This window comes from Paraburkholderia fungorum, assembly GCF_003610895.1.
Lineage (GTDB): Bacteria > Pseudomonadota > Gammaproteobacteria > Burkholderiales > Burkholderiaceae > Paraburkholderia > Paraburkholderia fungorum_B.
The window spans coordinates 129,411-147,121 of record NZ_MCAS01000045.1 but is presented as its reverse complement, the minus strand read 5'-3'; the positions used below and the strand labels follow the sequence as shown (position 1 = coordinate 147,121).

The window sequence follows — 17,711 nt, the reverse complement described above, 5'->3', positions numbered from 1 at the left end:
TGGCAGCCCATCGCCACCCGATTCCGGTTCACTCCGTCAGGACTCCTATCCGGGTCCAGTCCTGACGATATTCCGCAGCACCGTGACCCGAAACCTTCCTTTTTATATCTGGAGTAAATCATGCAAGCCAAAGTCAACACGCAAATGAACGACGCCGCAAACGCCGTCGAAGCCGACACCGTCACAGACGCGACGGCCAACGCTGCGCCGCTGCTCGAAACCAGTTTCGGCAACGAGCAGCCGGTCGTGACCGTGCCGTATTCCGCCCTGCGGCGCTCACCGCTCAATGCCCGTACGAAACCGCTATCGGGCATTGACTCGCTCGCCACGAACATCAGGGCAAAAGGGCTGCTGCAGAACCTCATTGTTCACGAAATAAAGGGCTCGCGAGGCAAACATCGCAAGCTTGGCGTCTGTGCCGGTCAGCGCCGACAGGCCGCACTCGACCTGCTGTTCGAGCAGAAACACATCGCCGCCGATCATCCCGTCCCGGTGCGCATCGTCAGCGAAGGCGAAGCCCTCGCCATTTCGCTGATCGAGAACAGCGAACGCGAAGGACTCGACCCGTTCGACGTGCTGCGCGCCTACCGGATGCTGGCCGAAGAAGGTCGCAGCGTCGATTACATTGCCGCGCTTTTCTCGGCCGCGCCGATCACGATCAAACGACGCATGAAGCTCGCCAGCGCCTCTCCGAAGCTGCTTGCTCTCCTACGCGAGGACGCCATCACGCTCGACCAGCTTTCGGCGCTCGCGCTCACCGATGATCACGAAACGCAGGAGCGCATCTGGTGCGATGCAAACGAGTGGCAACGCCAGCCCAACTATCTGCGGCAGGCGATCACGCGTACCGAGATTGACGCGAGCCGCAGCCGTCTGGTGCGCTTCGTGGGGCTGGACGCCTATGAAGCAGCGGGAGGTTATGTGAGACGTGACCTCTTCAGCGACGATGAAAACGCCGGATACATTGCCGACGCCGAACTGCTGCAACGTCTCGCCGCCGCGAAACTCGATGTCGCAGCCGAAGAAGTCCGTGCCGAAGGTTGGGGCTGGACCGAAACGCGTATCGAACGGGACGTGTTCGAACTGAACCGCTACGGCAGGCTGCAACCGGTGCAGCGCGCCCTCACCGACGACGAACAGCGGGAGATGGACGCGCTCACCGCACAGCAGGACGAACTGGCCGAAAAGTTTGACGCCCTCGGGGAGGACGACGAAAACGCCTACGAGGAAGCCGAACGGCTCGAAACCGAAATCGAACGGGTGAACGCCGCCCTCATCGCGCTCGAAAGCGGCGTGCTGACATGGGAGGTTCAGCAGATGGCCGAGGCGGGTGCATTCGTGATCCTGAGCCCGCAGGGCGAACTGGAGGTGGAACGGGGTCTGGTGCGCCGCGAGAACAGCGCGGCACTCGATGCGGCGGGCGCGACCGTGACCGGCACGCCGGAAGCGGACAGTGAACCGGACACGGCAGTACAACCAGCGCAGAAGGAAAAGCCAGTTCACAGCGCGAAGCTCTGCCAGCGCCTGACCGCGCACCGTACCGCAGCCGTTCATGCGGAACTCATCGCGCAGCCGTGCGTCGCACTCGCCGCCCTCCTGCACCGCGTGATTCCGGGAGTCTTTCCGGAGCGGTATGGGATCGGCTTCGCGCCGCATGCGCTGGCACTGTCCTGTAACAGCAACCGCGAGAACCTGCTCGGCGCGGCGGACGACCTGCCCGCCACCACCGCGTGGGGCGTCATCGAGGCACAGCGCGAGCGCTGGGGCCGCGAGTTGCCCACGCGGCGCGCGGACCTGCTGCCGTGGCTGCTTGAACAGGACCCCGGCACAACCCTGCTGGACCTGCTCGCCTTCTGCACCGGCACCCTGCTCGACGGCATTGCTGGAGAAGAAAAGCCTCACGCCATCAATGCGCTTGCCAGCGTGCTGAACCTCGACATGACCCGGTACTGGACGCCCACGCGCGCCTCGTATTTCGATCATGTCAGCAAGGCGCGCATCGCGGAAGTCGTCGCCAGCGCTGTGTCACCGAAGATCGCCGCCGACCTCGGCAAGATGAAGAAAATCGATGCGGCAGCCGCCGCAGAACTGCGACTAGCGAAGTCGGCATGGTTACCGGAAATCCTCACTGACCGTGAAGTCCCCGCGGCGCGCTCCTATGGCGCGGCCCATGAGCCTGACGAGGACGACGACGAGGAAGGTGACACCGGCGACGAAGCGCAGCAGGACGGCGACGCGCAAGGCGATGACCAACGCAACAGCCACGGCCCCGACCGCATCAACGGCACGGAACCCGGCGAAGGCGCCGGAACCCCGTCGCGGGCGGGCGGCCCGACCGGGACACAGGAGCACGCCGCGACAGACCGCAACGGTGCGCTATCCGCGTGGCCGTTCCCAACTGCCGCAACCTCAACGCCGCCTGACGACGCGTCAATGACGCAGAACGCTGCGTGATCCGCGTGGGTTCCGCCGGTCAGTCCGGTGGAACCCACTGACCCGGCACAGCCCGGCAGGACTGCGCCTCACTCCCCGCATGCCGTCAGGCGTGCATATCCGGACAGAGGCAATCATGAAACAATGCATCAAGGTCATCGTGATCGCGATCAACGACGACTCCTGCCACGTTTTCACAACCCAGGTTGAAGTGACTGACGATGAATACCGCAACGGCGAGCATTTCCGTATCGCTGTCACGCGGGCCACCGACACGGGCTTCGTGTCTCCCATGCTGGCACTGGAGGCCGACGATCTGGTCAGGCTGCTGATGGACATCAGCGCATTCATCGCGCGGAGCAACGCCATGCACTAGCGCATCACGCGACAGACCGGGAACCCCTTTTTTCACCTCTCGCGCCTGTCGCACCTGTTTGTTATCCCCGCCACGCGGCCAGCCAGACAGCTATCGCTACCGCAGCGGCCAGCACTGTTAGCCCGAGCGCCAGCGTGGCCCTCAGCGCGCGCCAGTACCGGCGCTCCAGTGTTTGCGCCCCGGCTTGCGCCTGCCGCCCCGCTTCCTGCGTTGCCCGCCCGAAAGCCGCAACGGCCCCGTCAAGTCGCGCGCGCTGCTCACGTGCCGCGATGGCAAACGCGCCCACCAGACGGTTGCCCGCAGCACGCGCGATCCGGTTAGCGGCGCGGTCCACCAGCGCATCGAGCGCGGCCTCGTTCAGCCCCGCGAGAACGGCCCGGTAGCGTTCCTCATGCTCGTGGATCATGTGCTCGGCAAGCTGTATCGTTTCCTTGCAGCGCGCGAGCGCATCGCGGTGCTGTGCCATCAGTGCATCCGTCGCTTCCCTCGCTTCGGCGCGCATCGCATCGAGGCTGCCCTCGCTCGCTTTCCTGATGCGATCCGGCATCACCTCATACAGCCGCGCATAGTATTCGAGTACGGCGAGCACCGACCACAGCGCATCGTTATCGTGCAGGTTCAATGCGGCCGACACGCGCCGCATGCGCGCGATGCTCGCGTCGTCCGGGACTTCGCCCGACACATCGAGGAACAGGCGCGCGAGCGGATCGGGCGGGTGCGCACGCCGCGTGCGTCCCGAACGTCGCGGGTGTGCCGCAAGTCCCGAGAGTCGGTCAGCCATCGGCGATGACACCGGTAAACATTGCGTCATAGAGCGAGCGCCAGCGCAACAGTTCGGCACGCTGCCCGATGGGCAGCGTCTCTGCCGCCTTGCGCACCGACAGGCGCTGGCTGCGCAGATCATCGGCCACGCGATCCGCAAGGTCCGGAAAATCCAGTGACTTCCCCTTTGCTTCGATCCCCTTGCGGATGTTCGAATCCTGATAGAGCGTGAACTTGTCCGCCGTGCCGAAGTAGGCATTGCGCACAACGTGGGTCATCGCGTCAGGAAACGTCGCACCAAATTCACGCAGCAATTCCAGACTGTCGCGCTGCCGGTTGATGACCCAGAACACGACGAGCCGCCGCGCCAGTTCGTCGAGTGTGCTCGCCAGCGTCGCGCCATAGCGCGCCACGCCCGCCTGATTGCGCGCCGCCGTATTGACGATTACCACCGCATCGCGCTTCGCATCGCAATAGTTGACGAGTCCAATCCAGCCATCCGCCTCGTCAAGGTCGAACGCCGCACATTCGATCTCGCCGTGGACCGCCTTCATGACATCCGGATTTGACGTATCCGTCTCGATCAGTACGAGGCTCGCATCGCGCCGTTGCAGGTGATCGGTCAGCGCCAGCGCAACGATGCTTTTGCCCACACCGCCTTTGCTGCCACCTACCAGATAGATGGGGTTGAGGGTCATTGCCATTGCCGTCCTTTACAGGTCGTCGGTATCGGGTTTGATCGCAAATGCGAGCGAACCCTGCACCGGCATGGGTTGCGGTTTAACTTCTGCCTTTCCCCCATGCGGACGCGCTTCAGTGCGCCCCTCAGGGCGTCCCTCTGCGCGCGGACTGTTCGCCCGTGACGCACCGCCCTGCGCCACCGCATGTGCGCGGGACAGTGCCGTAACCGTGCCCTGCGCAGGCGTCTTTGCTGCCGGACGTGCCGTATTTCCTGCGCTGTTTCCTTTTCCCGCAGGACGCAGCGCGTAACGGATCGTTCCAGCCGTGATATCGATGCCCGCCTGTCTTGCCTGCTCCGAGATCTGCTCCAGCGTGTAGCCCTTTGTCTGTGCCGTACGTATATGGCCACGCATGTCTTTCATCGCGTCGCGAACGCTCAAGCCACGTTCGGCCTCCGGTTTTTCAGGCAGCGCATCGAGCGTCCGGGCAAACGCATTCCATTGCGATTTTGTATAGATCCTGGCAACAGGCATCACCACCTCCAGCGCACATCGGTACACACCGCCTGCGCACCATCCTGCTCACGCGTAACGCACCTGTCAACGCCGTCCTTTTGCGCCGCGCGGCCCCGTGGAAACTCCGGGGAACTCATGGGAACCCAGGAGAACAGCGCATTTTTTTCACGTGTCGTACGCTCGCAACGTTTCCACCCTGACGCATTCCCATTCACCGCCGTTGCGCATTGCGTTCCCGCTGAACACGGACACCTTGACGCCGCAACATCACCGCCGTTGACGCAACCGGTTTGCACATCCTTGTGAACCCTCAATGCGTGAGGTTTGCCAGCGGATCGCCATTTCTGCGTACACAGCACGCTCACCTTGCGCCTTGTGTTACGCACCGCACCGGGCAGGTCCTGTATCCGCCGCGCGCAGACGATGGGCTTTCGCCCGTTTTCCGCGACGCAGTCGGAACGCATCGTATTGTTCCGCCAAAGCGCACTTTTAACGCACGCGGCTTGCGCCTTGAGTGATCACCTTGACGCACGCCGGTACGCACCTTGATACGCACGAGGTACACATATTGATACGCACCTTTGTATGCACGAGGTTTAACCCGAGACGGGAGAGCATGACGCACGGGTTACGCATTTTTTGCGCGCCCGAAAGCGCACGGCATTTACGCTTTCACGGCGACCGTTACGCCATTTCTTCGCGCGGGGTTACGCAACGTTTCTACAGGGCCTGAACTGTCATTTGCGTGAAAGCCGCTACCTCTGCGTGACACGTTTACTCCAGGCGACAAAAAACGCACTGAAAACACGGTATTGCAGGATAGGCTACCGCCGGTTTTAGGCACCATACGCGACACACACCTCTTATATGGTCTCCCATTTGCAAGAAGATATTTGTTTGACGAGGAGGGTGGTTGCGTGACGTATTCGATAACGCACACGTGACCACCGGAAACCTGACCGTTCTGGAAGATCGTCATGTCGTGCGCGGTCCAAATCCGGTCGTCAAACGGATGAACGCAGCCGGCTTCTCCCGATCCCAATTGGGCCACAGGCAAATTATCTTTTGTGGAGGTAATTCTTCTTCATAGACGTCTTTTCCTAAGCCTCCCATAAGCTCCGAACCTCCGCGAAGAGTACACTCGGCACCTACGTTTGATCAGTCATCCAGCGTCGCGATTTCACCGAATCGCTGGCCAAAAGCCCGCACACTGCGGTCAGCGTCTAAGCGCGTGTGAATGGAGCCCTTTGAGGCTGATAGTTGTCCATTAGCACGACCGGCGCTCGGCGCGTCAGGTCCACTGCGTCTGATTACGCTTTTTAACAATCTGCCTTGCCCGGATAAAAGGAGAGTAGGTCTGCGAAACACGTCCGATGGACTCGATGTCCGTCCGCCACTAAAGGGACTAAGATGACAGATCGTTGTATATACAGGTGTAGAAACGATCGATGCTTAAGCCAATGACGACAACGAGGAATGTCATGGATTCACTTTCCGATCTCTGCGCGCTGGTGCGCCTCTGCTGTATGAGTCCGGTCCTGTCATGCATCGGCGGCTGGTATTTCTTGCGAGGCGACCGCCTCATACAGACACTTCGACGGATCCGATCGCCGCAGTTGAGCTGATCTCCGCTTTCGCATACAACGACGCTCCAATCGAAAATAAAGATCGCCCGGGGAAATCGACTTTTAGTCTTGTGGATACAGCGTTCGTCCGCAATGTGCCAGCGAGATATCGATTGAGAGTTCGGATAAGTGAGTGCCAGCCACAATTAGATGTTGCCGCGGTCTCCAGTGGCACATCGCATGATGACCGGTTGAAGTATGGCGATGGTTCCTGACAGTCGCAGGGGTGCGCCGCTAGGCTATATAAGCGGTTCATACAGACCGAAAAATAGCTTATTGCTGACGCAGTGAACTGAGCCGTCCGCTGAGGTGATTACCCAGTCGCCGGGAAGCACGTCGATCCATCCTTCGGATGTAGCGATGGACCATGCGCCATTGCGTTGTTCTACCGCTGGGTGATCTCCCGGCGAAAACCACTGCGTAGCTTCAACAAACCAGTTACGTTTCCGGAATTTCAAATCGACCTCCGATAGTCGCTTGGCGCCACCACTTAGAAGGAAGTGCTGGTGGTGGGGAACAGAAACGCAAATGGACATGACATCTGACTTGTCGCTTGATGTGATTCCGCAGCCTCAGCGACGACGCGAGCAACGAGGTAGCGGAATCGATGACGCTGTTCACCATGTCTCCAGATTTTGAATCGGTGATCCTTAAGGAAATCTTAACGGCCACAGCAACACCCTTTCATGCGCCGTCAGTCAGTAATGCAGACTGCGCGTGTTGTCTCACGAAGCAATGTTACCCGACGGATTGTTGTCGTTTCGCTTTCCTTCTTCTTTTCTTTCGTGGTTTTCCGGGCGCGAAGCGCCCGGCCCCCGCCGGTTTTCAACTTTTCAGCAGTTCACGCGTCAGTCGGCGTTTCGGTGCACTGGCGCATGCTGCCCAGAACCATTTCTCTCACACGCTCCGCGCGCCATGCGTTGACCCGGCGATGCAGCGTTCGTAGTTGCGTCTTGCGTGCATAGACGTCCGGAACCATCGTTGCCAACCGGTCAATCAACTCCTTAACTGCAACTGTGGGCTCGGAGATCAGCCACCCTTCAATGACCGGCCACACGTCGGCGAACGGATCCAAGCGGGTCTTCCATCAGTGCTTTGCCTTGGGGTGCTTCTGTGCATCGGACGTGCTCCCCTCCTGCCATGCCGAAGAGAGGCTCGCGAGGAAGACGGCAACATCTGATTCGCTTGCTGGCGCTGCTTCAGCGCGCACACCGTGGGCCGCGAACTCGCTCAATGTCTGCTGGGCCGTTCGCATCTCCTGCAGCAGTCGTACAGGATCGAGGCTGTTGAACTGCGCCCGCAGCTTTTGCTTGATCGCGGGTTCGACGCTGTCGTGCGCCAGCAGCCGATCGCACGGTGTTGCCGGCGCAAGGTAGACCTTGTGCACACGAGCGCCGTCGCGCGTCTTGGACTTCAGCTTGAATGAAGGCTGGAAGAAGTTAATGTATAGACGCGATGACGCGTATAGCTGCGCTAGCGCGTTCTTCGCATTGGTACCGCTCAGACGGCCATAACCAACCAGCCGTCGCACGACGGCGCCGTTCTTCTGTTCCACCCAGGCCTGATCATTCTTCTTGTACGCACGCGAGCGAGTCTGCTCAAGGCCATGTCCCTTGCAGTAGTCGAATACGCTCTGGTTCATGAATGCGGTGTCGTTATCCGAATCCACCCCAAGCATTGAGAATGGCAGATCGGCGGCCACCTTCTCAAACGCTTCGATAACAAGCATCTGGTTGCGCGTGCGCATGGCCACACATTCTGTCGAGCCGCTGGCAATATCGGTCAATGTCAGCGTGTGAACGAACTCACCGTCGGTCTTCGAGCCGCCGCAGTGTTCGACCATATCGATCTCGAAGAAACCCGGCGACGGATCACGCCAGTCGGCGAACGGGCGCACCGGGATGCTACGCCGGATGGCCGAGCCCACACCCTTGCGACGTTTGCGCGGCCCGTCAATGTGCAAACGCGCATTGGCCAGCAGGCGGTCGATGGCCGCTGCGCTGACCTGAAGGAGTTTGGCCTTGATGACCGGATCCAGATCGAGATGGCCATGCCGTTCCATAGCGTCAACCAGCTTCGGAATCAACGCCTTCAGGCGCTTGCCACAAACCCCGGACGGCCGCTTCCCACAACACCGTCAGCGCCTGGCGTACCGCCTCGTCGTATAACCGGTTGCGCTCGCGGGTCTCCTTCGTTTCGCCGGGTTGCTCCCGGCAGCCGGATGCCGTGCCTGCGGTGATAGCCGGTCAAAGCCACGAACTCGTCGAGAATCCTGACGCGGTCATCGAACGTCGCGTTTCTATACCGCGATTGCAATGCTGCGACCAACTCCTTGCGTGTTGTCATGCTGATTTGCCTCGTCACCTCGTGCCGCTCCCGCCGGACAATCCGACGGGTAGCAAACTACGTGAGGCAACAGGTCAACACGAGTTGCAGTTCTGATGAGCCAATGCGCGTTCAGATTCGGCGTGGAGTAATTGTCACGCCGGGCAGTCTTGTTGTCGATGGCGTTGCGACGACGGTAACTTTCGACGTTGAGTTCGAAGATCGTCGAGTGACGTACGAGCCGATCGATGGCAGCGGCCGGTTGTGGAGATCAGCCAAGATAAGCGCTAATGCTCTGCAGCGTATTGGCGCATAGCTTGCTCCACCCCGAGGTACGTGCTGATTTTTTGAATTCTGTAACCACGGCCTGCGCTGACGCAGCATCGGACGTGGACTGCAATTTGAGGCCGTGGGCCACGTGGTCGTGGACAAGCGCTTTTTTCGCGTTTGTAATGGCCTTCTCGATGGCGTGAAGCTGTTGCACGATGTTGACGCTATTCCGGCCAGCCTCGATCATCGCAATCATACTGCGCAAATGGCCTTCTGCTCGCTTCAGGCAAAAAACGAGTCGGAGTGGGATTCATGGAGAGTATTCTTGTTCATGCCGGTTTGCTATCCAGCGGAGTAGGAAACTGTCAACGCATCGACGCGCACCGGTTCGATTAATGTCCATTCGACCTATGCGCCCTCAGCTCACGATGCCCTCTCGGGATTTCCTGGGAGCTAAGATCGTGAGTCGGTCGATTTATTAAAGGCAGCGGCTCGCTGGAGGGAGCGGCGAAAGACAAACGTCGGAGAATCGGAGGAAATCGCACGTTAGTTGAACCGCAATGCTACGAATAAGCCAGCTTTTGTTCAGATGCCGGCATACCACTCATACCCTTGGTCTTCCCAGTAGCCGCCTTTGCCCTCGCCTATATTTTCAAAGCTGCTGACGAGCTCGATGCTCATAATGTATTTGGCCATCTTATAGCCGAGTTGCCGTTCTACCCGGATGCGTAACGGCGCGCCATTGGCGATCGGCAACGGCTGGCCGTTGAGCTCGTAGGCGAGAAGGGTCTGCGGATGGTAGGCATCCTCCATGTCGATGCTCTCGTAATATTTCGTCCCCTCGTCGTCCATCGGGTCGGCGCAGTAAAAGACCACATAGCGTGCTCCCGGCTTCGGGCGGACACGCGACAGCAAGGCACTCAATCGCGCGCCCTTCCATTTGCCGATGGCGCTCCATCCTTCGACGCAATCGTGGCGGGTAATCTGGGTTCGGGCTGGCAGCTCGCGCAGTTCGGCGAGCGAAAACGTTGCAGGCTGCTCGACCAGGCCGAAAACCTTGAGCCGGTACGCTGCGAATTCGCCAGCGGCAAGGAACTGGTATCGCGGGTCGTCCGGATTGGCGGTGCCATTGCTGCGAAACGTTGGCGAGAGGTCCGCCTCGGTGAATTCCTGCGCCATCGACTGGCGCGAAATCATCAGATGCTGCGTGACCTGGCTAAGCTTTTCCCCGCCCTCCAGAAGCTTCGGAAACCATACGGTGCCTGACAACCGATCGCAGCTTGCGAGCAACAGGGCGCCGCCGGCGGCCACGAGGCGGGCAAGAACGCGGCGGCGGCTCGGCTCACTCGGTGCCATGACGGTCCCCCGTCGCCGGGATCCGATAGCGCCCGGTAATCATTGCGCGCAGGTTGTTCCAGAGCCCGGTGATGATGACTTGAAATACATGAATGGTGACGAAAGCGACCAGCGCGAGGGCGACGATGAAATGGATCGAGCGAGCGGACTGCCGGCCACCGAACCAGTCGACCCAACCGGGGATGATCGAATCAAGCCGCGGCGACATTGCCCATCCCATCAAAATAGCGAGCGGCAGCAGGCCGAAGATGACGATCAGGTAGGTAAGCTTCTGGAGAATGTTGTAATGTTTCGCGGCTTCGCCTTTGGGGTGGCGCAACAGCAGGTGGTCCCTGAGCGAACTGCCGATCGAATGCCAGTCCGCCCTGGTCGGCATCAGGTCGCGCACAAGGTGCCGGCTGAGGATCGCGTGGATGACATACGCCAGACCATTGATGACGAAGATCCAGGCAAAGAACAGATGCCACCGCCGTCCCAGCGATAGCCACTGGGGCCCGGGAATGGTTGCCCAGGAAGGAAAACCCCGTCCGACCAGATCGCCGTCCGGGCCTCTCGACGCGCCGAGCACACCGGTCGTGACGAATTCGCGGCCAAATATCCTGGTTACGCCGACCACCTTTCCGTCCTCGGTTTCCTTCGCCACCATTTGCAGGATCGGCGGCCGGCCCGTATAAGACGACTTGCCCCAGTAGAGCGCAGGGTGTGCGTTGAAGATCTGCAGTCCGCTCATCAGGAGGATGAAAAACGCGATGACGTTGATCCAGTGCATGATCCGCACTGGCAATGTGTGGCGGTAATAAAACGCATCTCTGCGGGGGACTGCTGCATCGGAAGACGGCATGGTGTAGTGCTCATCGAATCAAACTCGATCCTGCGCCATCGCGACAAGGAACGGCGCCCAAACGCCACATCAGGCTCGCCGCCGCGCAACTGACGTCCGGCGGCTCACGCGACATCTTTCCGCGCGTGCCAGCGCTCGGTGCTACACGCCCTGACTTCGCTGGCGCAAGCGACGAGCGGACCAACGATGTCGTGTGGCGATGTATCAATGATAGGCGTTGGATGATATTCCGGAGTCGCGGCAAACTGAGTGGTATTACGGTGAGAGCTGTTGCTGTGCCGCAACTGACTGTCGCGCCTTTTGGCGATAAAGGAGGCATGCCGGGATACGGCGCTAATGCGCTGCAGAGTATTAGCGCGGACCTTGTTCGCTCCCCAATTAGACGAACTGGAGAGCGTCGGTCCGGGCGAGTCGCGTATCGGCTCACGAGCGATCCGTGCTTACGGCCGAAAAACGAGAGCTTGTATTGACGCCAGGGACGTTATCCAGATACACCGCCGCTCTACTGACTTCGACGCAGATTCACAGCACGTGCCCGCAGCCGCAAGATGCGCCGGCAGCGGATCCCCCACGAACGCATGGTCGAGTGGTGGATTAGGCAAAGCGGCGGCGCAACCCTGTCCCACAAGGTCGAATGCCTGAACGTCTGCGCGCAGGCCCACACGCTCAACGACATAACCCGATAGGCCCGGACACATATATCTGGCACTTGTAATGCCCACGACCGCATCAATCTCGCCAGATGCCAACGCTGCACGATCCAGTGCCCGCGCTGCTGCCGGCGCGGCGAGATGAGGCGCATTGCTCTGAAAACTGTTTGGAAAGCGTGTGCGGATCGATAGCAAAAAATATCGTCGATCGACGCAAGCGCAAGCCGGCGCGCCTCAATGCCGCTATCGCGCCGTAAGAGAGTGCGGGCACGAAGTGCGAACGTGCATCAAGGCGATTAGGACCATTCCGAACCTTGGAATGCCACCAGGCTGTCGGCCTTCGTGCACGACAGAACTGGACTTGCAGTACCGATTCAACTGATGAACATAGAGCCTTCGATATCTTGTGTGATGCTTGCGTCATGCAAACTTGGACATGATAGGCATAGCCACCCCTGCCGCGTGAGGCGGCGCAATAGGGGGTTATATCGAGAAGCAGTCGCGTGTAACTCGCCTGATCGCCAAGCTGGGCCGCAGCCAGCAACGACACCAGGTGTGAATCGTCTTGATGCGTCGCACACATCGCTCGCAAACGTCATGATGTCAGGCGCGCCCGGGCGTCCGAATGAGCGGGCACGCGCGGGCTTTAGCTGACCGCGACGACTCCGCCACGCCGGCCGGTGTATAGGCTGGCACTTCCCTGTTGTTGATGCGGTGCCACGAGAAGTTGATTTTTCCGAATGGCACCTCGAAGCAATCCCTAATCGGCGTGGCGCGGCTCTTCGCCTCGTTGCAATGAGGCAATCAGTGGACACGCCACACTGCCCCTGCGCGAGTGGCACGCGCACACGAGTTCGGTCAGCACGGCTTCCATGCGCTGAAGGTCCGCGAGCTTGTCCCGGATGTCCCCGAGTTTGTGCTCGGCCAAACTGCTCGCCTCATCGCAATGCGTCCCGTCTTCCAGCCTCAGCAGGTCGGCGATTTCGTCGAGGCTGAAGCCGAGCCGCTGGGCAGATTTGACGAACCGCACGCGCTTGACATCGGCTTCACCGTAGCGACGAATGCCGCCCGACGGCTTATCCGGCTCATGCAGCAACCCCTTGCGCTGATAGAACCGGATGGTTTCCACGTTGACGCCGGCCGCCCTGGCGAAAGCGCTGATGGTCAGACTTTCACGATCGTTCTCCATACCGCTTGACTCCGTACACAGGTACGGAAGTAAGGTTACGCTATTCATCCAGGATTCGAAAGGACACGCGCATGGCTGAACAGGGAAACGGGCGCGGCGCGCTCTTCACCAGCGGGCTGGCCGCGATCCTCGCCTCGACCTGCTGCCTCGGGCCGCTGGTGCTGGTCGCTTTAGGTTTTAGCGGGGCCTGGATCGGCAATCTGACCGTGCTCGAACCCTACCGACCGATATTCATCGGGGCGGCACTGGTGGCACTGTTCCTTGCCGGGCGGCGCATTTTCCGTCCGGCGCAGGCGTGCAAGCCCGGTGTGGTCTGCACTCTCCCGAAGGTGCGCGCCGGGTACAAGCTTGTGTTCTGGATCGTGGTCGCGCTGGTACTGGTCGCGCTCGGTTTTCCCTATGTCCTGCCGCTGTTCTACTGACCGGAGTTCGTCATGAAAAAGCTGCTCGCTGCGCTCGCGGTTGCCCTCGTAGCTGTTCCGGTCTGGGCCGCGACGCAGACCGTCACACTGGCCGTGCCGGGTATGACCTGCGCGGCCTGTCCGATCACCGTGAAGAAAGCCCTCAGCAAGGTCCAGGGTGTGATTCACACCGATGTGAACTTCGACAGGCGCGAAGCGGTGGTCACGTTCGATGACGCGAAGACGAGTATTGCGGCGCTGACGCGCGCGACCGCGAACGCGGGCTATCCGTGTTCGGTGAAGCGATAGGCCTCGCGGCCGGGATCTGCACGATAGACGTGCTGACACGCGTTGCCGATTCGGCGCAGATAAGGTGGAGCGCCGTGACCGTCAAAGAAAGGAGTCTTTACATGACCGAATTGCGAATTGCCGGGATGACCTGCGCCTCGTGCGCGGCCCCTATCCGGTCCGCGCTGGAGAACGTACCAGGGGTGATGTCGGCGACAGTGTCGTATCCACAAGGCACCGCGAGCGTCAGGACGGATCCCCGTACGTCCGTGGATGCGCTCACCTCCGCAGTGGCCCGGCTTGGTTATCGCGCAGCGCTGGCCGAGGGTCAGTCGATGAACGCGCCAGCCGGATCGTTCGACAATGCGCTGGGGTGGCTCGAGGGCCACGAAAAGGCACGTAGCGTGGCCGGCAGGCTCCGCATCGCCGTGATCGGCAGCGGGGGCGCTGCGATGGCGGCGGCGCTGAAGGCCGCCGAAAACGGTGCCCACGTAACGCTGATCGAGCGCGGCACCCTCGGTGGTACATGCGTGAATGTCGGCTGCGTGCCGTCGAAGATCATGATCCGCGCGGCCCATATCGCGCATCTGCGGCAGACGAGCCCGTTCGATGCGGGTATCAGCGCCGTGACGCCGGCGATCGACCGGCCGCGCCTGCTCGCCCAGCAGCAGGCGCGCGTGGACGAACTGCGCCACACCAAATACGAAGGCATTCTGGACGCCAACCCGAACATCAATGTGCTGCATGGCGAAGCGCGCTTCACGGGTACCCATGCGCTCGCCGTCGCGCTCACGGCCGGTGGCGAACGCGAGGTACCGTTCGACCGCTGCCTGATTGCCACTGGCGCCAGCGCAGCGTTCCCGCCGATTCCGGGCCTCCAGGACACGCCGTACTGGACCTCCTGCGAGGCGCTCGCCAGCGACGCGATCCCGAAGCGGCTGGCCGTGATCGGCTCGTCGGTGGTGGCCGTCGAGCTGGCTCAGGCCTTCGCCCGGCTGGGCAGCCGCGTCACCATCCTCGCACGGAGCGCCCTGCTTTTCCGTGAAGACCCGGACATCGGCGAAGCCTTAACCGCGGCCTTCCGGGCGCAAGGCATCGTCGTGCTGGAGCAGACGCGGGCGAGCCGCGTATCGCACGTCGATGGCGAATTCGTGCTCGCCACGAACCACGGCGAACTGCGGGCGGACCAGCTGCTGATTGCCACGGGACGGTCGCCCAACACCGGCGGCCTGAACCTGGCGAGTGCGGGCGTGCAGCTCGACGAGCGCGGCGGCATCGTGATCGACAGCAGCACGCGCACTAGCGCACCTGACATCTATGCGGCCGGCGACTGCACCAGCCAGCCGCAGTTCGTCTATGTTGCGGCGGCGACCGGCACGCGCGCGGCGATCAACATGACAGGCGGTGACGCGCGGCTCGATCTCTCCACGATGCCCGCCGTGGTGTTCACCGACCCACAGGTGGCAACGGTCGGCTACAGCGAGGCGGAAGCACATCATGCGGGCATTGAGACCGACAGCCGCACGCTGGCACTCGACAACGTGCCGCGCGCCCTGGTGAACTTCGACACACGCGGATTCGTCAAGCTCGTGGCCGAAGCAGGCAGCGGTCGCCTGATCGGCGTACAGGCGGTGGCCGCTGAGGCGGGCGAAATCATCCAGACGGCGGCAATCGCGATCCATGCACGGATGACCGTACAGGAGCTCGCCGACCAGCTGTTCCCCTACCTGACGATGGTGGAGGCGCTGAAGCTCACCGCACAGACCTTCTCGAAGGACGTGAAGCAGCTCTCGTGCTGCGCCGGATAACCAGGACGCAATGATGGACCTTGCACGCTACACGGCAGAACTCGTCGACCGGCTGACGATGGCCTTCCGGTCCGAAGGGCTCGAGGAGCTTTTTGTCGTGTTGTTGCGCGAGCTCGCCAAGGGACGGCCGGTTTCTCCTGGCACGCTCGCGCTGGCCCTCGACTGGCCCGTTGAACGCGTGGCAATGGCACTCCAACAGGCCGTCAGCACCGAGTGGGATGACGACGGCAACGTTGTCGGTTACGGCCTGACCCTGCGCGAGACCGCTCACGCCTTCGAAATCGACGGACGGCGCCTGTACACGTGGTGCGCATTTGACACCCTGTTCTTCCCCGCCCTGATCGATCGGACGGCCCATGTGGTCTCGCGCTGCGCCGGCACTGGCGTGCCGGTGGCGCTGACGGTCACGCCGAGCGCGATCCAGGATGTCGAACCGGCCGGCGCGGTCGTGTCGCTGTTACTCCCAGGGGACATCGCCGATATCCGCGCGGCCTTCTGCTGCCATGTGCATTTCTTTGCCTCCGCCGCCGCGGCTCACGACTGGACCTCGACACATGCTGGCGTGGACATCGTGAACGTCCACGATGCCTTCGACGTGGGCCGCGAGACTGCGCAACGGCTATTGCAGGCTGCCCGGTTGCGAAACACGAAGAACGCGGACCACGTGTAATTCCGCCATTTCCGGATCACCTCGCGGCTCCCGCTGGCGCGCCAGGACGAATCTGACGGACGGCGCCATGTTTCTTCTCGAAGACGCCTGGATTCCTCCCAGGCAATGCGACAGCACCCGGTACGCTCTATCGGGCGACGCGTCATTCGTCTCGCGGCGCGAGATGACTTCAAGCGTGCGAAGCAGGTACCAGGCAACTTCGAGGTCTTTCTCGGAACAGGCGCGCTCAAATGCCATCAGCGCGTCGTCGTGCAGCGTGGATCGGATGGCACTTGCGTCTTTGCGGGGGGAGACCGTGCCCCGAAGAGTTCACGGCCCGGTATTTGTCCGAATCGAGCGCCCCCTCCTTCGCCAGTTTCCGGATTGAGTCGCCTAAGGCGACCTCTGTACTGATCTCCTTGTTCGGGAGGACGCCATCCATATCAATCCGGAGGTGCGCAGATGCAATATCGGTACGGATTCCGGCAACCACGGCACAGCAATTACCCACCCCGTGGTCAATGCAAAGATGAAATCCCGACGTGTGGCGCCGGACGCCCGGTGTTCCGGGATTGATTCTTTCATCGCAGAGTCCCCCGCTCTGTTCTCCCGCTGACGCCCCTGCGGCTTCTGTGCCCGCTTCGACCGGCGAGTCATAGTCCTTTTCAGATATGGCGGCAGTATTCCAGAGATGTTCGGCATGCAAACTTTCGCTACCGAGCACCCGCGCGCAGGTACGGACTAGCGGTTCGGTCGGGCACTCCCCTCGTACAGAAAACTCATCGGCCTGGGGCCCGGCGCGTAGCCCGTGTCGATCTGGTCGATGCTGAAGCCGCCACTTTCGATCATTTGCCGGATGGGCCGATTCAGATGGCAGCCGCCACTGATGCACTTCCATGCAGGCGTCAAGCGGTTCTGCCACTTGCATACGCTCGCTTCGGGCGCGAGACCATGCTCGACGAAGAGCAGGTGTCCGGCCGGCTTCAGCACGCGACGCATTTCCTCCAGCGCGCGCATTGCCTCCGGGATCGTGCACAGGGTCCAGGTAGTGACGACCGTATCAACGCTCCTGTCTTCCAGCGGGATCGCCTCTGCCGACGCGTCCAGAAAAGTTACCGGTCGTCTCGCCTGCTTCGCGTTGCGCCGCGCCATGGTCATGAGTTTGGGATCGGGTTCAAGTGCGAGAACCTCTCTCACGCCCGCGTCGTACAGCGGCAGATTCAGACCTGACCCCGCGCCGATTTCGAGCACCGTGCCTTCGGCGCTGCCAATGATCCGTTCCCGGTAGGGCAGAAGAAACCGGTTGCGCATCACGAAGTCGCAAAGCGAGGGCAGAATGACATTGCGATAGAGACCCATCCGTTATCCTCATTCAGGTCAGCGCTGCAGTTCGACAAAGCTCGCCTTGCGACGTGTTCGCGAACACGTACCTCGTCGCCAATTGAACCCAGCGGCGCTCCGTCTCCGTTCGACAACGCGAGGGGCAGCGGTTTCACCTGCTGTCGCGTCGCCTGCCTACGCCCTGTGCCCGCCTCCATGCGC

At 61.3% G+C, this 17,711-nt stretch carries 18 protein-coding genes and 1 pseudogene; 7 read left to right on the top strand and 12 right to left on the bottom strand.

Annotated elements, in window-relative coordinates; genetic code table 11:
* The first annotated feature begins 120 nt into the window (after positions 1-120).
* Positions 121-2,454, top strand: coding sequence for a ParB/RepB/Spo0J family partition protein (locus BCY88_RS31850; RefSeq protein ID WP_120348102.1), 2,334 nt, complete (start codon positions 121-123; stop codon positions 2,452-2,454).
* 115 nt (positions 2,455-2,569) lie between these two features.
* Positions 2,570-2,809: a hypothetical protein gene (locus BCY88_RS31845; protein ID WP_120348101.1), complete on the top strand. Its 240-nt coding sequence runs from the start codon at positions 2,570-2,572 to the stop codon at positions 2,807-2,809.
* A 61-nt stretch (positions 2,810-2,870) separates the two neighbouring features.
* Here BCY88_RS31845 and BCY88_RS31840 read toward each other — a convergent pair whose 3' ends face one another.
* From BCY88_RS31840 to BCY88_RS40825, 10 genes and pseudogenes are all read right to left on the bottom strand, one after another.
* Positions 2,871-3,590 carry a hypothetical protein gene (locus tag BCY88_RS31840; RefSeq protein ID WP_259461581.1) on the bottom strand — a complete coding sequence of 240 codons (720 nt, stop codon included), beginning with the start codon at positions 3,588-3,590 and terminating at the stop codon, positions 2,871-2,873.
* The gene (locus BCY88_RS31835) at positions 3,583-4,275 is read right to left on the bottom strand and encodes a nucleotide-binding protein (RefSeq protein WP_120348100.1); all 693 of its coding nucleotides are present in this window, start codon (positions 4,273-4,275) and stop codon (positions 3,583-3,585) included. Before BCY88_RS31835 ends, BCY88_RS31840 begins: the two co-directional genes overlap by 8 nt.
* Positions 4,276-4,284: 9 nt before the next feature.
* The gene (locus BCY88_RS31830) at positions 4,285-4,785 is read right to left on the bottom strand and encodes a hypothetical protein (protein ID WP_120348099.1); all 501 of its coding nucleotides are present in this window, start codon (positions 4,783-4,785) and stop codon (positions 4,285-4,287) included.
* Between the two features lie 2,448 nt (positions 4,786-7,233).
* Positions 7,234-7,467 carry a hypothetical protein gene (locus tag BCY88_RS40565; RefSeq protein ID WP_259461580.1) on the bottom strand — a complete coding sequence of 78 codons (234 nt, stop codon included), beginning with the start codon at positions 7,465-7,467 and terminating at the stop codon, positions 7,234-7,236.
* A 12-nt stretch (positions 7,468-7,479) separates the two neighbouring features.
* On the bottom strand, positions 7,480-8,478 hold the full coding sequence (locus BCY88_RS31825) for an integrase catalytic domain-containing protein (RefSeq protein ID WP_259461579.1): 999 nt from the start codon (positions 8,476-8,478) through the stop codon (positions 7,480-7,482).
* Between the two features lie 408 nt (positions 8,479-8,886).
* Positions 8,887-8,973, bottom strand: a pseudogene (locus BCY88_RS40135) (IS21-like element helper ATPase IstB); the annotation flags it as partial.
* 15 nt (positions 8,974-8,988) lie between these two features.
* Positions 8,989-9,243, bottom strand: a complete 255-nt coding sequence (locus tag BCY88_RS31815) for a metal-sensing transcriptional repressor (RefSeq protein ID WP_120348098.1) — start codon at positions 9,241-9,243, stop codon at positions 8,989-8,991.
* A gap of 329 nt (positions 9,244-9,572) precedes the next feature.
* A complete protein-coding gene (locus BCY88_RS31810; protein ID WP_120348097.1) occupies positions 9,573-10,343 on the bottom strand; it encodes a molybdopterin-binding protein in 771 nt (256 codons plus the stop codon).
* The gene (locus tag BCY88_RS31805) at positions 10,330-11,184 is read right to left on the bottom strand and encodes a cytochrome b/b6 domain-containing protein (RefSeq protein ID WP_120348096.1); all 855 of its coding nucleotides are present in this window, start codon (positions 11,182-11,184) and stop codon (positions 10,330-10,332) included. The genes BCY88_RS31810 and BCY88_RS31805 overlap by 14 nt, the downstream gene beginning before the upstream one ends.
* Before the next feature lie 440 nt (positions 11,185-11,624).
* A complete protein-coding gene (locus BCY88_RS40825) occupies positions 11,625-11,906 on the bottom strand; it encodes a hypothetical protein (RefSeq protein ID WP_404935753.1) in 282 nt (93 codons plus the stop codon).
* A 20-nt stretch (positions 11,907-11,926) separates the two neighbouring features.
* Between BCY88_RS40825 and BCY88_RS40560 the strand changes: the two genes are divergently transcribed.
* Entirely contained in the window at positions 11,927-12,091 is a 165-nt protein-coding gene (locus BCY88_RS40560; protein ID WP_259461578.1) for a hypothetical protein, read from the top strand.
* A 503-nt stretch (positions 12,092-12,594) separates the two neighbouring features.
* Here the strand turns inward: BCY88_RS40560 and merR are convergent.
* Complete coding sequence (merR, locus tag BCY88_RS31795; protein WP_120348094.1) at positions 12,595-13,023, bottom strand: Hg(II)-responsive transcriptional regulator; 429 nt, start codon at positions 13,021-13,023, stop codon at positions 12,595-12,597.
* Between the two features lie 71 nt (positions 13,024-13,094).
* Here merR and merT point away from each other — a divergent pair, with 71 nt between their 5' ends.
* From merT to merB, 4 genes are all read left to right on the top strand, one after another.
* Complete coding sequence (gene merT, locus BCY88_RS31790; protein WP_120348093.1) at positions 13,095-13,445, top strand: mercuric ion transporter MerT; 351 nt, start codon at positions 13,095-13,097, stop codon at positions 13,443-13,445.
* A gap of 12 nt (positions 13,446-13,457) precedes the next feature.
* Positions 13,458-13,733, top strand: coding sequence for a mercury resistance system periplasmic binding protein MerP (merP, locus tag BCY88_RS31785; RefSeq protein WP_120348092.1), 276 nt, complete (start codon positions 13,458-13,460; stop codon positions 13,731-13,733).
* 101 nt (positions 13,734-13,834) lie between these two features.
* Positions 13,835-15,520: a mercury(II) reductase gene (gene merA, locus BCY88_RS31780; protein WP_120348091.1), complete on the top strand. Its 1,686-nt coding sequence runs from the start codon at positions 13,835-13,837 to the stop codon at positions 15,518-15,520.
* A gap of 10 nt (positions 15,521-15,530) precedes the next feature.
* Positions 15,531-16,190, top strand: coding sequence for an organomercurial lyase MerB (gene merB / locus BCY88_RS31775; protein WP_259461577.1), 660 nt, complete (start codon positions 15,531-15,533; stop codon positions 16,188-16,190).
* A 720-nt stretch (positions 16,191-16,910) separates the two neighbouring features.
* On the opposite strand, the gene BCY88_RS31770 is transcribed toward merB, so the two are convergent.
* On the bottom strand, positions 16,911-17,528 hold the full coding sequence (locus tag BCY88_RS31770) for a class I SAM-dependent methyltransferase (protein ID WP_120348090.1): 618 nt from the start codon (positions 17,526-17,528) through the stop codon (positions 16,911-16,913).
* Positions 17,529-17,711: the final 183 nt, after the last annotated feature.